16 protein-coding genes are annotated in these 17,755 nt (G+C 68.9%); 5 read left to right on the plus strand and 11 right to left on the minus strand.

Annotated features, from left to right (window positions below):
* The first annotated feature begins 203 nt into the window (after positions 1-203).
* Together G3N98_RS10195 and G3N98_RS10200 are read left to right on the plus strand one after the other, a co-directional pair.
* Positions 204-1,400, plus strand: coding sequence for a porin (locus G3N98_RS10195; protein ID WP_206148094.1), 1,197 nt, complete (start codon positions 204-206; stop codon positions 1,398-1,400).
* A gap of 100 nt (positions 1,401-1,500) precedes the next feature.
* Positions 1,501-2,523 (plus strand): AraC family transcriptional regulator, encoded by a 1,023-nt coding sequence (locus G3N98_RS10200; protein WP_206148095.1) that lies wholly within the window; start codon positions 1,501-1,503, stop codon positions 2,521-2,523.
* 79 nt (positions 2,524-2,602) lie between these two features.
* Here G3N98_RS10200 and G3N98_RS10205 read toward each other — a convergent pair whose 3' ends face one another.
* The 6 genes from G3N98_RS10205 to G3N98_RS10230 all read right to left on the minus strand — a co-directional run bounded on the left by G3N98_RS10205 (position 2,603) and on the right by G3N98_RS10230 (position 8,177).
* Entirely contained in the window at positions 2,603-3,508 is a 906-nt protein-coding gene (locus tag G3N98_RS10205) for a LysR family transcriptional regulator (protein ID WP_089431963.1), read from the minus strand.
* A gap of 76 nt (positions 3,509-3,584) precedes the next feature.
* The gene (locus G3N98_RS10210; protein ID WP_206148096.1) at positions 3,585-4,829 is read right to left on the minus strand and encodes an acyl-CoA dehydrogenase family protein; all 1,245 of its coding nucleotides are present in this window, start codon (positions 4,827-4,829) and stop codon (positions 3,585-3,587) included.
* Between the two features lie 33 nt (positions 4,830-4,862).
* Positions 4,863-5,621 carry a glucose 1-dehydrogenase gene (locus G3N98_RS10215; protein ID WP_206148097.1) on the minus strand — a complete coding sequence of 253 codons (759 nt, stop codon included), beginning with the start codon at positions 5,619-5,621 and terminating at the stop codon, positions 4,863-4,865.
* A 7-nt stretch (positions 5,622-5,628) separates the two neighbouring features.
* Complete coding sequence (locus G3N98_RS10220; RefSeq protein ID WP_206148098.1) at positions 5,629-6,393, minus strand: SDR family oxidoreductase; 765 nt, start codon at positions 6,391-6,393, stop codon at positions 5,629-5,631.
* 58 nt (positions 6,394-6,451) lie between these two features.
* On the minus strand, positions 6,452-7,483 hold the full coding sequence (locus G3N98_RS10225; protein ID WP_089473880.1) for a phosphotransferase: 1,032 nt from the start codon (positions 7,481-7,483) through the stop codon (positions 6,452-6,454).
* A 19-nt stretch (positions 7,484-7,502) separates the two neighbouring features.
* Positions 7,503-8,177, minus strand: a complete 675-nt coding sequence (locus tag G3N98_RS10230; RefSeq protein ID WP_206148099.1) for a histidine phosphatase family protein — start codon at positions 8,175-8,177, stop codon at positions 7,503-7,505.
* A 208-nt stretch (positions 8,178-8,385) separates the two neighbouring features.
* On the opposite strand from G3N98_RS10230, the gene G3N98_RS10235 reads away from it, so the two are divergent.
* Positions 8,386-8,541 carry a DUF3309 family protein gene (locus G3N98_RS10235; protein ID WP_089473878.1) on the plus strand — a complete coding sequence of 52 codons (156 nt, stop codon included), beginning with the start codon at positions 8,386-8,388 and terminating at the stop codon, positions 8,539-8,541.
* Between the two features lie 159 nt (positions 8,542-8,700).
* On the opposite strand, the gene G3N98_RS10240 is transcribed toward G3N98_RS10235, so the two are convergent.
* From G3N98_RS10240 to G3N98_RS10250, 3 genes are all read right to left on the minus strand, one after another.
* Positions 8,701-9,117: a BON domain-containing protein gene (locus G3N98_RS10240; RefSeq protein ID WP_089473877.1), complete on the minus strand. Its 417-nt coding sequence runs from the start codon at positions 9,115-9,117 to the stop codon at positions 8,701-8,703.
* Between the two features lie 59 nt (positions 9,118-9,176).
* On the minus strand, positions 9,177-10,160 hold the full coding sequence (locus G3N98_RS10245) for a LysR family transcriptional regulator (protein WP_089473876.1): 984 nt from the start codon (positions 10,158-10,160) through the stop codon (positions 9,177-9,179).
* A 231-nt stretch (positions 10,161-10,391) separates the two neighbouring features.
* Entirely contained in the window at positions 10,392-11,405 is a 1,014-nt protein-coding gene (locus G3N98_RS10250; protein ID WP_206148130.1) for an NAD(P)H-quinone oxidoreductase, read from the minus strand.
* Between the two features lie 173 nt (positions 11,406-11,578).
* Between G3N98_RS10250 and G3N98_RS10255 the strand changes: the two genes are divergently transcribed.
* Complete coding sequence (locus G3N98_RS10255; protein WP_241025842.1) at positions 11,579-12,472, plus strand: LysR family transcriptional regulator; 894 nt, start codon at positions 11,579-11,581, stop codon at positions 12,470-12,472.
* 43 nt (positions 12,473-12,515) lie between these two features.
* On the opposite strand, the gene G3N98_RS10260 is transcribed toward G3N98_RS10255, so the two are convergent.
* Complete coding sequence (locus tag G3N98_RS10260) at positions 12,516-15,284, minus strand: LuxR C-terminal-related transcriptional regulator (protein ID WP_206148100.1); 2,769 nt, start codon at positions 15,282-15,284, stop codon at positions 12,516-12,518.
* Positions 15,285-15,614: 330 nt separating this feature from the next.
* Between G3N98_RS10260 and G3N98_RS10265 the strand changes: the two genes are divergently transcribed.
* Positions 15,615-16,034 carry a nuclear transport factor 2 family protein gene (locus tag G3N98_RS10265; protein WP_089473873.1) on the plus strand — a complete coding sequence of 140 codons (420 nt, stop codon included), beginning with the start codon at positions 15,615-15,617 and terminating at the stop codon, positions 16,032-16,034.
* 24 nt (positions 16,035-16,058) lie between these two features.
* Here G3N98_RS10265 and G3N98_RS10270 read toward each other — a convergent pair whose 3' ends face one another.
* The gene (locus G3N98_RS10270) at positions 16,059-17,723 is read right to left on the minus strand and encodes a fatty acid--CoA ligase (RefSeq protein ID WP_179257690.1); all 1,665 of its coding nucleotides are present in this window, start codon (positions 17,721-17,723) and stop codon (positions 16,059-16,061) included.
* Positions 17,724-17,755: the final 32 nt, after the last annotated feature.

The following is a 17,755-nucleotide window of genomic DNA, read 5'->3' on the forward strand; positions in this document are numbered from 1 at the left end:
GTTCGTGCGGCTCGCGCTGCGCCGCGCGGCGCCCGGCGCGGTGGCAAGCGCGTCGCCTTCACCCTGACCGCAGTGCGCCATGGCGTGGCCGCGACGCGCCACGCGAATGGCCGCCGCGGCCTTGGCCCATGCAAATTTGGCTTTCATCATTCGTTTCCGGCGGTGCGAGCCGCCGTCCCCATGTCGATGCGGAGTCCATACAAATGAATCGTCACGAATGCGTTCGCGCCGCGTGCTGCGCGATGATGATCCTGGCCAGTACCGGCGCGCACGCGCAAAGCAACTTGACGCTGTACGGCGTGATCGATGCGGGCATCCGCTACGAAACCCACGGCGTGTCCTACGGCGCCGACGGCGCGCCGGTGTCGACGGGCCGCAAGATCTCGATGGCCGACGGCGGCGGCCTGACGGAAAGCTACTGGGGCCTCAAGGGGCAGGAGGATCTCGGGGGCGGGCTGTCCGCGCAGTTCAACGTGGAAAGCCACTTCGGCCCGAACAGCGGTGCGATCGTGCCGGCCGGCGCGCCGAACTTCTTCGAGGTCGCGTATGTGGGGCTCACGTCGACGTCGCTCGGCCAGCTCGCGCTCGGGCGCCAGTACAACGTGCCGTTCGAGATGGTGTCGCTGACTTACGGCTCGAACCTGTGGGCCGGCCCGCAGGATCCGTACTTCAACCTGTTCAAGCCCGAGCAGACGATGCTCGCGGGCTCGCGCACCAGCAACATGATCCAGTACGGCGCGCAGCTCGGCAGCCTGTACCTGCTCGCGCAGTACGCGCCGGGCGGCCATGCGGGCGGCGGCGTGCTGGGCGGCCAGGCCGGTGCGGCGATCGCGTATGCGCCGGACAAGGGGCCGTTCACGGTTGGCGCGTCGTTCATGCGCAGCTGGGACGACGTCACGCACGCGAAATTCGACATCTACGGCGGCGGCGGCTCCGTCACGCTCGGCAACGCGACCGTCAACGCCGGCTATATCGAGAACGCGCGCGACAACGACTTCACGTCGTTCGCGAACGGCCCGTTCAGCTCGACCGATCTCGCCGCGCTCGGCATCATCTCGCCCGCGCAGGTGGTCGATCCGTCGACGCCCGGCGGGTTCCGGCGCCGCAAGATGGCGCTCGCGGGGCTGACCTACCGGTTCACGTCGGCGTTCACGGCCGCCGTCAACGCATGGTGGACCACGCAGTCGGGCTACACGCCGGACTTCGACGGCCGCGCGCGCCAGTTCCAGGTGATCGCCGGCTACAGCCTCTCGAAGCGCAGCATGCTCTATGCGGAAGTCGACTACGCGATCTATCGCGGCGGCCTGGTCGGCGCGCAGCTGGTCGGCATCAATGGGCAGTCGCCGAGCACGAGCACCACGCAGCTCGGCGCGACGGTCGGCCTGCGCCACTACTTCTGACGCGGAGCCGCGCGGGATGTGGGCAATCGCGGCCGGGGCGGCACCGGGTTTCCGGCCGGGCGGGACGAGTACAATCCATGGAAAAAAATACGGAGCATCCATGGACGAACCCGACCGTTATACGACGGCGAATCTGCCGGTCCATCTGTTGCGGTGCCTCGCGGAGACAAGCAAGGAACTGGGCATCGACCCCACGCGGCTGTGCCTCGGGCTCGGCTTCGACGTCGCGGACCTGTCGAATCCGTCGTGCCGGATTTCCTTGCGCCAGGCGAGCACGATGATCCGCCGCGCGCTCGAGATGGCGCCGGGGCGGGCGCTCGGCCTCGAACTCGGCACGAGCGAGACGATCGCGTCGATCGGCCTGGTCGGCTACGCGATGCTGACGAGCCCGACGCTGAAGGAGGCGATCGCGGTCGGGATGGAACTGCAGCGCCACACGGGGCCGCTGTTGCGCTTCGACGTGACGTCGGAGGCACGCACGCTGTCGATCCGCGCGACCAACGTCTTCCTCGAACCCGACATCGAGGCGTTCCTCGTCGAGGAAGCGTTCGGCAGCTTCATGAAGATCGGGCGCTCGCTCGTCGGCCCCGCGTTCCAGCCGAAGGGCGTCGATCTCAGCTACCCGCCGCCGGCCTATGCGGAACAATACGCGCGCGTGTTCCCGTGCCCGGTGCGATTCGAACAGGAGCAGAACCTGTTCTCGTGCGACGCGGCGCTCGGCAACCGCCCGATCGCGACCCACGATCCGCTCGCGCATCGCCAGACGCTCGAATTCCTGCAGGACGCGCTGCCGCCCGAACCCGAAGGCACCGAATTTCTCGAATCGATCGAACGGATCATGCGGCGCGACCTGCGGCACGCGCCGTCGCTCGCGGCGATCGCCGCGCAGCTGTGCATGAGCGAGCGCACACTCCGGCGGCGGCTCGCCGATCAGGGCGTGTCGTATCAGACGGTGATCGACACGATCCGCCGCAAGCGCGCATTCACGCTGCTGAGCAACCCGCGGCTGTCGATCGAGGACGTCGCGCACGAAGTCGGGTTCAGCGACGCGCACAACTTCCGGCGCGCGTTCAAGCGGTGGACGGGGCATGGGCCGAGAGAGGGGCAGCGCACGGCGCCGTGACGGGCGCGGTTTCGACCGAGACGGGCGGTGGCACCGCACCGCTGCCGCATCACCCCCATTGGCGAGCCCCGCACACGCATCACTGCGCGTCGCCGATCCCGCCCATCAGCATCATCAGTTGCTCGCGCAGCCACCGGCTGCCCTGGTCCTGATCGGCGCTGCGATGCCAGTAGCAGAAGTATTCGAGGCCCGGCATCTCGAACGGCAGTTCGAGAATCCGCGCCGGATAGCGCTGCAGCAGCCGCAGCGGCGCCGTCAGCGCGAGATCGCCGCGCATCGCGATCAACGGCGCGACCATGTAGTGCTGCACGCGCATCTGGATCGTGCGGCGCAGCCCGAGCCGCGTCAGCTCCGCGTCGACGTGCCCGCTGCCCTTGCGGCGGCTCGACACGTGGATGTGCCCCATCGCAAGGTAGTCGTCCATGGTGAGCGTGTCGCCCTTGAACGGATGATCGTCGCGGATCATGCACGCATAGCGGTCGCGCACGAGCAGCGCCTGGTGCAGGTGCGGATCGCCGATCAGCGGCGCGTCGATCGCGAGGTCGACGGAGCCGTTCGCGAGCGCGGTCGCGACTTCGCGGCGGTCCATCGTGTAGCTGCGCACGTGCATGCCGGGCGCATGCGTCTGCAGCAGTTCACCGAGCGCGGGCAGCAGCAGCGCCTCGGTCAGGTCGCTCATGCTCATCCGGAACACGCGCGTCGACGACGCCGGATCGAACACGTCGCCTTCGTGCGCGCTCGAATCGAGCAGCTGCATCGCCTCGCGCACGCGGCCGACGATGTTCTCGGCCAGCGGCGTGGGCATCATCCCGGCCGGCGTGCTGACGAACAGCGGATCGTTCAGGGTCTTGCGCAGCCGTGCCAGCGCGTTGCTGACGGCCGGCTGCGTGAGGTTCAGCACCTCGGCCGCGCGCGTCAGGTTGCGCTTGGTGTAGATCGCGTCGAATACGACGAACAGGTTCAGGTCAATCTTCGAAAGGCGCATCGCCGGATCTCCTTGCCGGCATCTTACGGCGTGCGCCTCTCGTTCGTCCACGGCCCTGCGCATCGTGGCGCGATGCTCAGCCGCGCAGCGGCGGCGTCAGGTACGCGGCCGTCGAACCCGGCTCGCCGTCCTTGATTTCCATTCGCGCGATCGCCTGCAGGTGCACCTCGTCCGGGCCGTCGGCGAAGCGCAGCGCGCGCCCCCAGGTCCAGTGGTCGGCGAGCGGCGTATCGGGGCTCAACCCCGCCGCGCCGAACACCTGCATCGCGCGGTCGCACACGTCCGTATAGACGGTCGGCACCAGCGCCTTGATCATCGAGATTTCCTTGCGGGCAGCCTTCGCACCGACCTTGTCGATCATCCACGCGGCCTTCAGCACCAGCAAACGCGCCTGCTCGATCTCGATGCGCGAGCGCGCGATCCATTCGCCCACCGTGCCGTGCTTGTTCAACGGCTTGCCGAACGCGACGCGCGACTGCGCGCGGTCGACCATCAATTCCAGCGCAAGCTCGGCCGCGCCGATCGAGCGCATGCAGTGGTGGATGCGGCCCGGCCCGAGGCGGGCCTGCGCGAGCGCGAAGCCGCTGCCTTCCTCGCCGAGCAGGTTGCGCGCCGGCACGCGCACGTTGTCGAACGTGATCTCGCAGTGCCCTTCCGGCGCGTAGTGATTGACCACCGTGATGTTGCGCACGATCGTCACGCCCGGCGTGTCGCGCGGCACGAGGATCATGCTCTGCTGCTGGTGCGACGCGGCCTCGGGATCGGTCTTGCCCATCACGATGAAGATCTTGCAGTTCGGATGCGCGGCGTTCGTGATGAACCATTTGCGGCCGTTGATCACGTACTCGTCGCCCACGCGCTCGATGCGCGTCGTGATGTTCGTCGCATCCGACGACGCCACGTCAGGCTCCGTCATCGCGAACGCCGAGCGGATCTCGCCGCGCAAGAGCGGCTTCAGCCACTGTTCGCGCTGCTCCGGCGTCGCGAACATGTGCAGCAGCTCCATGTTGCCGGTGTCCGGCGCGTTGCAGTTGAACACTTCCGACGCCCAGCCCACCCGCCCCATGATCTCGGCGAGCGGCGCGTATTCGAGGTTCGTCAGGCCCATGCCGGGCTCGTCGTCCTTCAGGTGCGGCAGGAACAGGTTCCACAGCCCTTCCGCCTTCGCGCGTTCCTTCAGCTCCTCCATGAACGACACGGGATACTGGCCCGCATGCACTTCCTCGTTCCACTGGCGAATGCGCGGCACGATGTGCGCGTCCATGAATGCGCGCACGCGGCTGCGCAGTTCTTCCACTTTCGGGGTGTAGCCAAAATCCATGATCGACTCCTCGATTCCGTTCGTCCGGTTCGGTCAGAAGGCCGAGACACCGCCGTCGACGGCGACGGCCTGCCCGGTCAGATAAGTGTTTTCCTTCGCGCACAGCGTCAGCATCGTCGCGACGATTTCCTCGGGCCGGCCGAGCCGCTTCATCGGCGAGCCCTGCGCGAGAAAGTCCTGGCGGTCGCCGAGATCGCTGTCGGTGACCATCGGCGTCGTGCTGTAGAACGGGCACACCGCATTCACGCGAATGCCGTGGCGCGCGTATTCGATGGCCGCCGTCTTCGTGAGCCCGACCACCGCATGCTTCGACGCCGCGTAGGCGGCCAGCTTCGGCGCGCCGCCGAGCCCGGCCATCGACGCGACGTTCAGGATCACGCCTTCGCGCTGCGCGAGCATCTGGCGGATCTGGTGCTTCATCCCGAAGAACACGCCCTTCGCGTTCACCGCGAAGCTCAGGTCGAGATCGGCTTCGTCGGTGTCGATCAGCGCCTTCATCGGCGGTGCGATGCCCGCGTTGTTGATGCCGACGTCGAGCCGGCCGAAACGCTCGGCGGCCGCGTGCACCAGCGATGCCACCTCGGCCTCGACGCGCACGTCGCAGCGTTGCGCGATCACGTCGGCGCCGGCCGCGCGCAGCGGCGCGGCCACGCGTTCGAGCGCGTCGCCGTTCAGGTCGCCGAGCGCGATGCGCGCGCCCATCGCGGCCAGCTCGCTCGCGAGCAACGCGCCGAAGCCGCTCGCGGCGCCGGTGATCATCACGGCTTGCCCGGCATAGCTGTCGATCTTCATCGCGCGCTCAGATCGTCAGGCCGCCGTCGACGACGATGCATTCGCCGTTGGTGTAGCTCGCCGCGTCCGACACGAGATACAGCACCGTGCCGGCCATTTCGCGCGGCTCCGCATGGCGGCGCAGCGGAATCTTCCCCATCCAGGCCTCGTAGATCTCCTTGTCGGCGAACAGCGCGCCCGCGAACTTCGTCTTCGTGAGACCCGGCAGCAACGCGTTCACGCGGATGCCGAGCGGCCCGCATTCCTTCGCGAACGCCTTCGTCATGTTGACGACCGCGGCCTTCGTGATCGAGTAGATGCCCTGCCGGTCGCCCGGCTGCAGCGCGTTCACCGACGCCGTGTTGACGATCGCGCCGCCGCCGTGCGTCTTCATCAGCTTGCCGGCCTCGACCGACATGAAGAAGTAGCCGCGGATGTTCACGTCGACCGTCTTCTCGTACGCGGCGAGGTCGGTATCGAGGATGTGCCCGAAATACGGGTTCGCGGCCGCGTTGTTCACGAGGATGTCGAGACGGCCGTGCTTGCCGCGGATGTGCTCGAACGTCGCGGCGATGTCCTCGAGCCGCCCGACGTGGCAGGCCAGCGCCTCGGCGCGGCCGCCTGCCGCGACGATCTCGTCGGCCACGGTCTGGCAGTCGGCGAGCTTGCGGCTCGACACGATCACGTGCGCGCCCTGCTCCGCGAGCAGTTTCGCGATTTCCTCGCCGATGCCGCGGCTCGCGCCCGTCACCAGGGCGATCTTGCCCGTCAGGTCGAACAGATTCGTTGCCATGTTGCTGTGCTCCTCCATTGATGTGGTGTCCTGCCGCTGCCCGGTGAAACCGGCCGCTTCAGCGATGCGCGTCGATCACGCCGACGGCCAGCTCGGCGAGCCGCCCGGCCATCGCGCCGACGCGCAGCGCCTGCTCGCTCGACGCATTGCCCTGCAGCGCGCGCGCCTTCACGCCCTGCGCGATCGACGCGAGCCGGAAGAAACTGAACGCGAGGTAGAAGTGCCAGTCGCGGATCGGCTCGATGCCGCGCAGTTCGCAATAGCGCGCGACGATCGCCGCTTCGTCCGGCACGCCGAGTTCGGCGCGATCCTGGCCCGCGAGCCCGCGCACCTGCCCGCCGGACGGCAGCCGCAGGCACATGCAGAGATACGCGAGATCGGCGAGCGGATTGCCGAGCGTCGACAGTTCCCAGTCGAGCACGGCCTGCACGCGATAGCTGTCGCGCGCGAACATCAGGTTGTCGATCCGGAAGTCGCCATGCACCAGCGTCGGCCGGCCCGTGTCCTCCGGGCACGCCTTCGGCAGCCAGTCGATCAGCGTTTCCATCGCGTCGAGGCGCTCGGTTTCCGCCGCGCGGTACTGCTTCGTCCACACGCCGATCTGGCGCTCGAAGTAATTGCCGGGGCGGCCGTAGTCGGCAAGGCCCACTGCCTCGACATCGACGTCGTGCAACGCGGCCATCGTCTGCAGCAACGCGTCGTAGCAGGCCGCGCGATCGGCCTTCGGCAGCTCCGGCAATGCGGGATCCCAGAAGATCCGGCCGTCCTCGTAGCTCATCACGTAGAACAGGCTGCCGATCACGTCGCGGTCTTCGCAGAGGTGATACGGATGCGCGACCGGCACCGCGGTGCCCGACAGCGCGCTCAATACGCGGAATTCGCGGTCGACTGCATGGGCGGACTTCAGCAGTTCGCCCGGCGGCTGGCGGCGCAGCACGTAGCGGCCGCTCTTCGCGTGCAGCAGGAAAGTCGGATTCGACTGGCCGCCGGCAAACTTCTCCGTGTCGACCGGGCCTTCGAAGCCCGGCACGTGCGCTTCCAGATAGCGCGTGAGGCGGGCTACGTCGAGTTGCTGGGTAGGGTTCGTCATCGTCGCGATCGTTCGTGGGTCAGCCGTAGGTTCGCAGCGCGTGTCGTTCGGGATCCTCCAGATGCGGGATGCCGTTGAACGACGCGAGGTGGAACGCATCGGCGTTGAAGAAAAACTGCGAAAGGCTGCTGTTGCGGATCTGCAGGTTCAGCGCGATCGCGCTCGACGGCGGCGCGGCCAGCACCTGCTGCACGGTGACCGCGATCGGGCCGCCGGAGCTCACCGCCAGCACGCGCTGGCCGCCGCCGTGGCGGATCGCCGCGCGGGCGTCGGCCACGCGCTGCTGGAAGTGCGCCCAGGTCTCGGGGGCCGACTCGCCGAGCTTGTCTTCCGACCAGAGCTGCAGCACCTGCCGGAGCGCGCGGAAATGCTCCTTCATCGAGCCGGCCGCGAGGCGGGCGATGTCGGGGTAGTCGTGCGCGGCGGCCGCGAACAGGCCATGGAAGTCGTATTCGTTCAGGCCCGGGTGGCGGTCGACCGGCGCGCCTTCGCGGCCCATCCCGCGCAGGATCGCGTCGACCGTCTGCGCGTGGCGGTTCAGCGTGCCGCAGATCACGCGGTCGAATGTGAGCGCTTGCCGCGCGAAGTATTCGCCGAGCCAGACGCCCTGCTGCTCGCCCGACGCGGACAAGCGGTCGTAGTCGTCCGTGCCGAAGGACGCCTGCCCGTGCCGTACCAGAAAAAGTTCAGCCATCGCGTGCCCGCCAGATCAGAAGGATTCAGCATAGGGGGCGGGGACGCATTTTTAAACTTTATTTTCTGAATCCGGGGGTATTCATTTTGTGAATCCGCCCTGCTTCGGACCTTGCCGCTGTTCGGCGCGCGCCGTCGCGGCACGCGCATTGCTCCCCTCACTCTCGGCGGGAGAACCGCGAAGTCCAATCCGTTCCAGGAGGGGTGCGATGCTCGGTACGATCCTTATCATCATTCTGATTCTCCTACTCATCGGTGCATTTCCTGCATGGCCCCACAGCCGCAGTTGGGGCTACTGGCCCTCGGGCACCGTCGGGCTGGTCGTCGTCATCGTCGTGATACTGGTGCTGATGGGCCAGATCTGACGCAGCCACGCGCCAGCCGGCCGGGCAGAGGCCCGTTTGAAACAATCGCTGCCGGCCCGGCCGGAACGTGCGCATACCCGCACCGGGAGGGCCGGCAGTCGATTCACGGGCATGACGCGCGAATACCCCGGACGTCGCCGCCCGGGGGGCACGTGCCCGTTACTGCGCGCCTTCCAGACGCAACTGCAACCGGCTTTTCACGGACGTGACACCCGGCACCTGGCGGGCCGCCTCCACCGCGACCTGATCCTGCGACGGGTCCGTGATCTGGCCGGCCAACGTCACGTCGCCCGTCTTCGCCTTCGCAAACACGGTGACATGCGCGTCGCCGATGCCGGGCGCCTTCGCGATCGCCTGGCGGACCTTCTTCGCGAACGCGCGATCGGCCGCGCGATCGGCCTTCTTCGCCGACCGTGCCGCCGCCGCGGGTGACGGCGACGCAACGGCGGACGCGGCCGCCGACGTGGCGACCCGTTGCGGGCCGGACACGTCCGCATTGGGTGCGCCCGACTGCGCATGGCCCAGGATCGGCGACAGCGCAACACAACCTGCAATGACGGCAAGACGAATCTTCATCGAAAAATCTCCTCAAGGAACGATGGATAACTGCGGGGGGAAACGGCGGGGGAAGGCGGTCAGGCCGCCGCACCGGACATCGCACGGCTTAGCGCACGGCCGCGCGGCGCGGCGATCGATTCGAGTGCGTGTTCGTCGGCCGCCAGCGCGGGCGACAGCGTCGCGCGCAGGTGGTCGAGAAAGGTGCGGATCTTCGCGTCCACGAAGCGGCGGGACGCGAACATCGCGTAGACGTCGAGCATCGTCAGCCGGTAATCGGGCAGCACGCGGACGAGCCGTCCGCTGCGCAGATCGTCGATGACCGAATAGATCGCGAGCGAGCCGATGCCCAGCCCCGCACGCAGCGCGATCGACAAAGCTTCCGGCGCATTCGCGTGGAACGGCGCGGCGAGCACGGCATGCGTCGCAACGCAGCCGTCGCCGCCGTGCAACTGCCATTCGCCATTCGCGTCGGCAGGCGTATCGAGGCGCAGGCACGTATGGTCCGCCAGTTCCGCCGGGTTGTGCGGCGTGCCATGCCGCGCGAGATAGGCGGGCGACGCGACCAGCACGCTGTAGCTCCGCCCGCACGAGTGCGCGATATAGCCGGAATCGGGCAGGCTCGACGCGGTGACGACCGACACGTCGTACCCCTCTTCGACGAGATTCGGCAGCCGCTGCGAGTACGTCATTTCGACGGACACCTCGGGAAAGATCGCCTGATACGCGACAGCCGACGCGGTCACGTGGCTCTGCCCGAGCCCCGGCATCGTATGCACGCGCAGCCGCCCGTACGGGCGGACCAGCGCATTGCGCGCTTCGGCGTTCGCCTGGTCGACATCGCCGAGGATCGCCAGCAGGCGCTCGAAATAGCGCCGCCCGCTGTCGGTCAGCGCGATCTTGCGGGTCGTCCGGTTCAGCAGCCGGATCTGCGCGTAGTCCTCCAGGCTGGCGACGGCCCGCGACACCTGCGCGGTGGCCATGTCGCCCTGCCTCGCGACGGCGGTGAAGCTGCCGGCCTGCACGACACGCACGAACGTCCGCATGTTTTCAAGCATGTCCATTTCGATTCATCGTCCATCGCGGCCGGCGCGCCATCCGCCACGCGCGCACGACCGGGCCGTCCCGCGCCCGGCCGCGCACCGCGGCCTCGGTTTCGAACCGCGGCCCGCGAAGCGTCGACGTGCCGCTGGGCCATCGATCGCGTCGCGCGCCGTCATGTTCAGTGGTACCGATTGTCGCCATTCGCCGCGCAGCCTTCAGCCCCCCGTCCGGGGGGCTGAAGCGCGGGCCGATCATGTGGAATGCTTGCCGTCTGCGACGGAAGCCGGCGTGCGCAGCACGATCTTGCCGATGTGGCGGCCGGAATCCATCAGCGCGTGCGCCGCGCTCGCGTCGCGAAGATCGAAGGTCTGGTAGACCTGCGGCTTCACCTTGCCCTGCCGGATCAGCGGCCACACGGCTTCCTCCAGCTCGCGGATGAGCTGCGCCTTCTCCGCGTAGGTGCGCGAGCGCAGCGTCGAGCCGATGTGCGTGAGGCGCTTGGTGAGCATCGGGAACAGGTCGAGCTCCTTCGCGGGCCCGTTGATCACGCCGATCTGGACGATGCGGCCGTTCATCGCGGCCGCCGCGAAATTGCGCGCGACGTAGTCGCCGGCGATGATGTCGACGATCACGTCGACGCCCTTGCCGTCGGTGAAGCGCTTGACCGCGTCGACGAAATCCTCGTTGCGGTATTCGATCGCGAGATCCGCGCCGAGCCGCAGGCTCGCGTCGCGCTGCGCGTCCGAGCCCACCGTCGTGATGAGGGTCGACGCGCCGAACGCCTTCGCCAGCATCGTCGCGGTCGTGCCGATGCCCGACGCGCCGCCGTGAATCAGCACGCTGTCGCCGGCCGCGAAGCCGCCGCGCTGGAACAGGTTCAGCCAGACCGTCATGAAGGTTTCGGGCATCGCCGCGGCTTCCGTCATGTCGAGGCCGTCGGGGATCGCGAGCGTATTGCTTTCGTTCGCCACCGCGTATTCCGCGTAGCCGCCGCCCGGAATCAGCGCGCAGACTTCGTCGCCGATCGCGAAGCGCGTGACGTCGCGGCCGACCGCGACGACTTCGCCGGCAACCTCGAGACCGGGAATGTCGGACGCGCCGGGCGGCGGATCGTACAGCCCCTTGCGCTGGAACACGTCGGGGCCGTTCACGCCGGCCGCATGAATGCGGATCAGCACTTCGTCGTGGCCCGGCGACGGCACGGGACGCGTGGTCGGCACGAGCACGTCGGGGCCGCCGGGACGCACGATTTCGATCGCCGTCATGTTGGCGGGCAGGGGTTTCACGTCATCAGTCACGATATGATCCTCAACGTTCGTCGATGCGCGGCCGATTCGCGGAACCTCCTCGAATCGCGGCATCGCAATGGGTGTGAAGACAGTCTAGGGACGGTGCCGCGCGCGGGCACGCAGTGAATTGCCGAACGAGGAATGCAAAAATGCATCAGTCAGCACAAGCGATGAACTGGGACGACGCACGCGTGTTCCTCGCGATTCATCGCGAACGCACGTTGCGCCGCGCGGCGCAAACGCTCGGGGTCGACCAGGCGACGGTCGGGCGCCGGCTCGCGCAGCTCGAGCACATGCTCGGCGCCACGCTGTTCCTGCGCTCGTCGAAGGGCTACCTGACCACGCCGGTCGGCGAGCTGGCGCTGCGCGCCGCCGAGGCGATGGAGCAGCATGCGCACGAACTCGTCCGCGTGACGCAGGGCGTCGACCGGCGGCTCGCCGGCGAGGTCAAGATCACGACGACCGATGCGCTCGCGCTCGAATTCGTGATGCCGTCGATCGCGCGGCTGCACGCGAAGCACCCCGACGTATGCGTGTCGCTGAACACGGCGACTCAAGTCCTGAACCTGGCGAAACGGGAGGCCGACATCGCGGTGCGCACCGTGCGGCCCGACAACCCCGATCTCGTCGCGCGCCGCCTCGCCTGCTGGGACATGGGCCTGTTCGCTTCGCACGACTATCTGCAACGGCATGGCGAACCCGTGCGCGGCAGCGCGTTCGCGGGGCACGACCTGGTCGTCTACCAGCCGTATGTCGACGCGAGCCGGAAGCCGGCGATCGCCGGCGAGCCGATCGACGCAGGACGCATCGTCGGGCGGATGAATTCGAGCCTGATGATGCGCGCCGCGCTGCGCGCGGGCCTCGGCATCGGCGAAGTGCCGGTGCATATGGGCGAACGCGACGGCCTCGCCCGCATCTGGCCCGCGCAGACGCGGGACGCGCCGTACGAGGTCTGGCTCGTCACGCATCGCGACCTGCGCCACACCGCGCGCATCCGCGCGACGATCGACGAGATCGTGTCCGCGTTCGACGCGCATCGCTGAGCCCGTCGCACCGTGGCAACGCCACCGCACCGCCCGCCACCGCCTATTCGTCGCCGACGCGCGTGCGGGACGACGCATCGAGCGCCAGCCCGCTGCGCACGGCCTGGATGCGCGACGTGACGTTGAGCTTCTCGAAGATGTTCTTCAGGTGCCACTTGATCGTCTCCGGCGCAACGCGCAGCGCGCGGGCGATCTCCTTGTTCGACAGGCCGCGCGCGACGTAATCGAGGATCTCGACCTCGCGCGCGCTCAGGTTGCCGGCCGTGCCGGGCCGCGCGGCCGGCGCGGCGTTCGACGCGCGGTCCGCCTCGAACGCCCGCGCGAGTTCGCGCAGATACCACGTGCCGACCGCCGGAAACCGGTCGGCCCGCTTCAGCACGCGCGCCGTCAGGCGTTCGGCCACGGCGCCTTCGTCGACGAACGTGCGCACGAGCCCGTTGCCTTGCCCGTATTCGAGCGCCGGGGCGAGCACGGCCAGGGCGTCGTCTTCCTGCCCGGCCTGTTCGAGCGCGACCGCACGCAGCACGGCGGCCTGCGCGGCGAACCAGTCGAAGCCGCGCGCGGCCAGCACGTCGTGCACCGTTGCCATGATCTGCGCAGCTTCTTCCGCGCGGGCATCGGCAAGCAGCAGCCGCGCCCGCGTGCACTGCGCCATCTGCCACGTCTCGACGTAGCTCGACGCGGCTTCCGGCGCGGCAGCCGGCACCAGCGCCGCCAGCGCCCGCCCGACACGATGGGCCTGGGTCAGCTTCCCCGCGCTCACGTGCAGCCGAACGCCGGTCGCCATGCAGGCGACGCGCAACCGCAGCCATTGCCGGCTGCAGGCGATGTGGTCGACCTCGTCGAGGATCTCGTGCGCACGGGCCTCGTTGCCGGACCGGAACTGCAGCACCGCGGCCGTCTGCATGAACCGCAGCAGCGGCCCGAGCGAGCACGCCTGCATCGCGATGTCGAACCGGTCGCGCTGCGCGTCGCGCACCTTCGGCCAGTCGTTCCATTCGTAGTAGATCGCGGACAGGTAGCCGGCCGACAGCGCCGTTGCCGCCGACAGCCGCCCCGCCGAGTGTTCCGCGCCGCGCAGCGCGGTCTCGAAGGTCTTCGACGCATCGTGCAGGCGGCCCGCGACGAATTCGGCGAGGCCGGACATGTTCTGCCGGTAGACATGCGCGAACAGCGGCTCCTGGCCCGACGCCGCGCGTTCCGCGCGCGCGCGCAGGTCGAGCACGTCGTCGAGACGGCCCGCGTAGCCGAGCCCGAAGATCAGCGTCGTCTGCCCGATCTGCTCGACCCACGAGCCGGCCGGCGGGCCGGCCGCCAGCACGCGCTCGCCGAGCGCGAGCGACTCGATGCTCCGGTCCGACAGCCCCGCGATGAGCGAGCGGACGCCGAGCAGTTCGGTCGCGGTGATCGCGTCCGTGCCGAGCCGCCGTGCGTCGATATCGGCTTCGATCGCCTCCAGCGCGCGGCGCGCGTCGACCATCTGCATCGACAACGCCAATGCCCACACGTGGGCGATCCGCAGCCGCAGGCGGCCCGCCAGCGCCTGCTCCGGCAGGCGGGACACCCAGTCGAGCACGGTGCGGACGTCGCTCGCGGCGATCAGCTTCATCGCGCACGCCTCGACCCAGCCGGCGGCCGCGTCGAAATCGCCGGCGGCGAGCGCATGCCTGACCGCATCAGGCCATTGCCGCTCGGCCGCGTACCACGCGCTCGCGCGGCGATGCAGCGCGCCGACCTCGTCCGGCCGGCGCAACGCCAGCTCCTCGCGCAGGTATTGCAGGAACAGCGCGTGATAGCGGTAGCTCCGGCGGCCGCCGTCGACCGACCGGATGAACAGGTTGTGCGTGCTCAGCCACTCCAGGCACGCGACGGCATCGTCGCGGCCCGTCAGCGCATCGCACAGCGCGGGCGTCATGCGGTCCAGCACGGCCGTGCAGAGCAGGAAGTGACGGATCGCATCCGGCACCTGCGTCATCACGTTCTCGTTCAGGTACGCGGCAATGCCGGCGCGCGCATGGCTGACCTGCTCGGCGACGCGCGCCGCATCGGTGTCGTCGCGCAACGCGAGCGCCGCGAGTTGCAGGCCAGACACCCAGCCTTCGGTGGCCGCGCGCAGCCGCCCGACGTTTTCCGCACTGAGCGGCTTGCCGGCGACGCGCTCGAAGAACGCGCGCGTCTCCGCTTCGTCGAAGCGCAGGTCGTCCTCGTCGACCCGGACGAGCTCGTCGCGCGATTCGAAATAGCTGAGCGGCAACGCGGGCGCCGAGCGGCACGACAGCACCACGTGCAGGTTCGATGGCGCATAGCGCAGCAGCTCGAACATCGCGTCGTGGATGACGGGCGACGCAAGGCGGTCGTAGTCGTCGAGCATCAGGACCAGCTCGACGCCCGCCCCCTCCAGCTCGTTGAGCAGTTCGTCGAACACGATCTTCAGCGGAATCAGCGCGCGGTCGCGCAGCAGCCGCTGCGCGCGGCCGCCGACCCCGCCCGTCGCGTCGACGATCGCCGCCACCACGTACGACGAGAAGATCGACGCGTTGTCGTCGTCCTGGTCGAGGCTCACCCAGGCGACCTTCACGTTCGTCGCGACGAGTGCATGGCGCCACTCCGCCAGCACGGTCGTCTTGCCGTACCCGGCCGGCGCGCACACGAGCGTCAGCCGCCGATCGAGGCCGCGCGCGAGCCGGCCGAACCGCGCGATGCGCGACACGATTCCACGGGCCGATGCCGGTGCGAGCTTGGTGCGCACCAGCACTTCGATCCCGTCGGCGTCCGCAGGCCCTGCTGCTTGTCTGCTGTCGCTGGACGTCATGCTGTTCCTGTTCTCCTTGCGCTGCGCGCGTGCGTCCGCCTGGAAGGCCGGACCGCCGTGCGGCCCGGTGCGCGGCGCGGCGCCGCCCCGCGCCGGAACAGCATAGCGACACGGCGACGGCCGTCAAAAGTAGGTGATATCCGTACCGCGGCGTGCGCCGGTCGAACGGAAGGACTCGCATTGTTCTCGATCGGGCCGGTGCTGTTCAGCCCCCCATTCGGGGGGCTACCGCGCCGGGAAAGTCACTCCATCCTGACCGGAAGGTGTCCTGCACAGCCGGCTCGCGCCGCGCGTCGGGACCGTCGCCCAGCCGTTCCACGAGGAGTCCGCATGAACCGTCGCGACGTCGTCGCCGCCTTTTTCGACCGGTATCGCCAGCATGACGTCGAAGGCATGCTCGCGCTCTTTTCCCCCGCCGCCGTGCTCGACTACGTGCCGGCCGGCGCGGCGGCTCCGGTCGCCACGCACGGCAGGATGACCTGGGGCACGCTGCTCGATGCGTTCCCGGACCTGTCGAACCGGATCGACGCCATTCATGCGGATGGTGCCGGCCGCCACGCCACCGCCGAGGTCACGATCCGCGGCACGCAGGCGCGGGACTTCCTCGGTATCCGGAATCGCGGCCGGTCGTTCACGCTGCGGCACGCGTTCGTGTTCGAGTTCGACGCCGACGGCCGCATCACGCGGCTGGCTGCCTACTGGGACAACGTCCGGCTCTTCGAGGATCTCGGCAAGACGACGCTCGGATGAGCCGGCGCTTGGCCGGCCGCGCCGTCACGCGGGCTGGTAGCGATCCCGCAGCGCCCGCTTGTTGATCTTCCCGACGCTCGTCTTCTCGATCGCGTCGACGATCAGCAGCCGCTCCGGCACCGCGTACCGCGAAATCAGCCCGCGATCGGCGACCTGCTTCACGTGCGCCTGCAACTCGGCCGGACTGACGCGCCCCACCTGGTCGTCGGCCAGCACGACGAGCGCGAGCGGCCGCTCGCCCCAGCGCGCGTCCCTCACGCCGATCACGGCCGATTCGCGCACGGCGGGATGGCGCGACAGGATGTCCTCGAGCTCCAGCGACGACACCCATTCGCCGCCCGTCTTGATCACGTCCTTGATCCGGTCGGTGATCTGCAGCCGGCCGTCCGGATCGATCACGCCGATGTCGTTCGTATGGAGATAGCCGCCGGCCCACAACGACGCCGTTGCCGGCGCGTCGCCGAGATAGCCGGCCGTCGCCCACGGCATGCGAACGACGACCTCGCCGGCCGCACGGCCGTCATGCGGCACGTCGCGAAACTGCGCATCGACGATGCGCAGGTCGACGAGCGGCAGCGGCAGCCCCGCCCTGGTCCGGCGCGCGAGCGCGTCGTCGGCCGTGCCGTTCGCCGTCGGCGACGCATCGACCTGGGCGATCGTCATCAGCGGGCAGGTTTCCGACATCCCGTAACCGGTGTACACGTCGATGCCGCGCGCGAGCGCTGCCCGCGCGAGCCCTTCCGGCAACGGCGAGCCGCCGACCACCACCTTCCACGACGAGAGATCGACCGATGCCGATGCGGGGCAGTCGAGGATCATGCCGAGCAGCGTCGGCACGCAGTGCGAGAACGTCACCGATTCGCGCGCGATCAGCGCCAGCAGCCCGTCGGGCGAGTAGCGCCCCGGATAGACCTGCTTGAGCCCGAGCGCGGTCGCGATGTAGGGCAGCCCCCACGCGTGCACGTGGAACATCGGCGTGATCGGCATGTAGACATCGTCGCGATGCAGGCGCCCGCGCTCGCGCGCGCTCGACAGCGCGGCCATCCCCGCCAGCGTGTGCAGCACGAGCTGGCGGTGGCTGAACGCGACGCCTTTCGGCAGCCCGGTCGTGCCGGTCGTATAGAACGTCGTCGCGCGGGTGTTCTCGTCGAAATCGCCGAACATGAAATCGGGCGAACTGGCCGCGACGAGCCGTTCGTATTCGTCGGCGAAACCGTCGGGCAGCCCGGTCTCGGCGCCGTCCGCGATCAGCACGAAGCGCTGCGCGGCCACGAGCCGGTCACGGATGCCGTCCAGCAACGGCAGGAAATCGCGATGCACCAGCACGACCCGCGCGCCGCAATGGTTCAGCGTGTGGAGGAGCTGATCGGGCGACAGCCTGACGTTCGCGGTCATCAGCACCGCGCCCATCATCGGGATCGCGTAATAACACTCCAGGTAGCGGTGGCTGTCCCAGTCCATCACGGCGACCGTATCGCCCGCGCCGACGCCGAGCGACGTCAGCCCGCTCGCGAGTTGCCCGATGCGATGCCGGAACGTCCAGTAGTCGTGCCGGACCTGGTCGCCGTACACGATCTCCTGCTCGGGCCGCGTCGCGAGCGGCGTGTGAAGCAGCTGCTTGATCAGCAGCGGATACGCATGCGCGGACGGGGCCGGCGCATCGTGCAAATGCGGCTGTGACGGATTCATGAAGGGCTCCATAAGCGACCGGTCAGGCACGA

This window comes from Burkholderia sp. Tr-20390 (genome assembly GCF_017104595.1).
Classification (GTDB): Bacteria; Pseudomonadota; Gammaproteobacteria; order Burkholderiales; family Burkholderiaceae; genus Burkholderia.

Bases quoted from the DNA above. Each gene is read 5' to 3' on its own strand.
- G3N98_RS10195 (WP_206148094.1), top strand. From the start codon at position 204: ATGAATCGTCACGAATGCGTTCGCGCCGCGTGCTGCGCGATGATGATC.
- G3N98_RS10200 (WP_206148095.1), top strand. From the start codon at position 1,501: ATGGACGAACCCGACCGTTATACGACGGCGAATCTGCCGGTCCATCTG.
- G3N98_RS10205 (WP_089431963.1), bottom strand. From the start codon at position 3,508: ATGCGCCTTTCGAAGATTGACCTGAACCTGTTCGTCGTATTCGACGCG.
- G3N98_RS10210 (WP_206148096.1), bottom strand. From the start codon at position 4,829: ATGGATTTTGGCTACACCCCGAAAGTGGAAGAACTGCGCAGCCGCGTG.
- G3N98_RS10215 (WP_206148097.1), bottom strand. From the start codon at position 5,621: ATGAAGATCGACAGCTATGCCGGGCAAGCCGTGATGATCACCGGCGCC.
- G3N98_RS10220 (WP_206148098.1), bottom strand. From the start codon at position 6,393: ATGGCAACGAATCTGTTCGACCTGACGGGCAAGATCGCCCTGGTGACG.
- G3N98_RS10225 (WP_089473880.1), bottom strand. From the start codon at position 7,483: ATGACGAACCCTACCCAGCAACTCGACGTAGCCCGCCTCACGCGCTAT.
- G3N98_RS10230 (WP_206148099.1), bottom strand. From the start codon at position 8,177: ATGGCTGAACTTTTTCTGGTACGGCACGGGCAGGCGTCCTTCGGCACG.
- G3N98_RS10235 (WP_089473878.1), top strand. From the start codon at position 8,386: ATGCTCGGTACGATCCTTATCATCATTCTGATTCTCCTACTCATCGGT.
- G3N98_RS10240 (WP_089473877.1), bottom strand. From the start codon at position 9,117: ATGAAGATTCGTCTTGCCGTCATTGCAGGTTGTGTTGCGCTGTCGCCG.
- G3N98_RS10245 (WP_089473876.1), bottom strand. From the start codon at position 10,160: ATGGACATGCTTGAAAACATGCGGACGTTCGTGCGTGTCGTGCAGGCC.
- G3N98_RS10250 (WP_206148130.1), bottom strand. From the start codon at position 11,405: ATGACGGCGATCGAAATCGTGCGTCCCGGCGGCCCCGACGTGCTCGTG.
- G3N98_RS10255 (WP_241025842.1), top strand. From the start codon at position 11,579: ATGCATCAGTCAGCACAAGCGATGAACTGGGACGACGCACGCGTGTTC.
- G3N98_RS10260 (WP_206148100.1), bottom strand. From the start codon at position 15,284: ATGACGTCCAGCGACAGCAGACAAGCAGCAGGGCCTGCGGACGCCGAC.
- G3N98_RS10265 (WP_089473873.1), top strand. From the start codon at position 15,615: ATGAACCGTCGCGACGTCGTCGCCGCCTTTTTCGACCGGTATCGCCAG.
- G3N98_RS10270 (WP_179257690.1), bottom strand. From the start codon at position 17,723: ATGAATCCGTCACAGCCGCATTTGCACGATGCGCCGGCCCCGTCCGCG.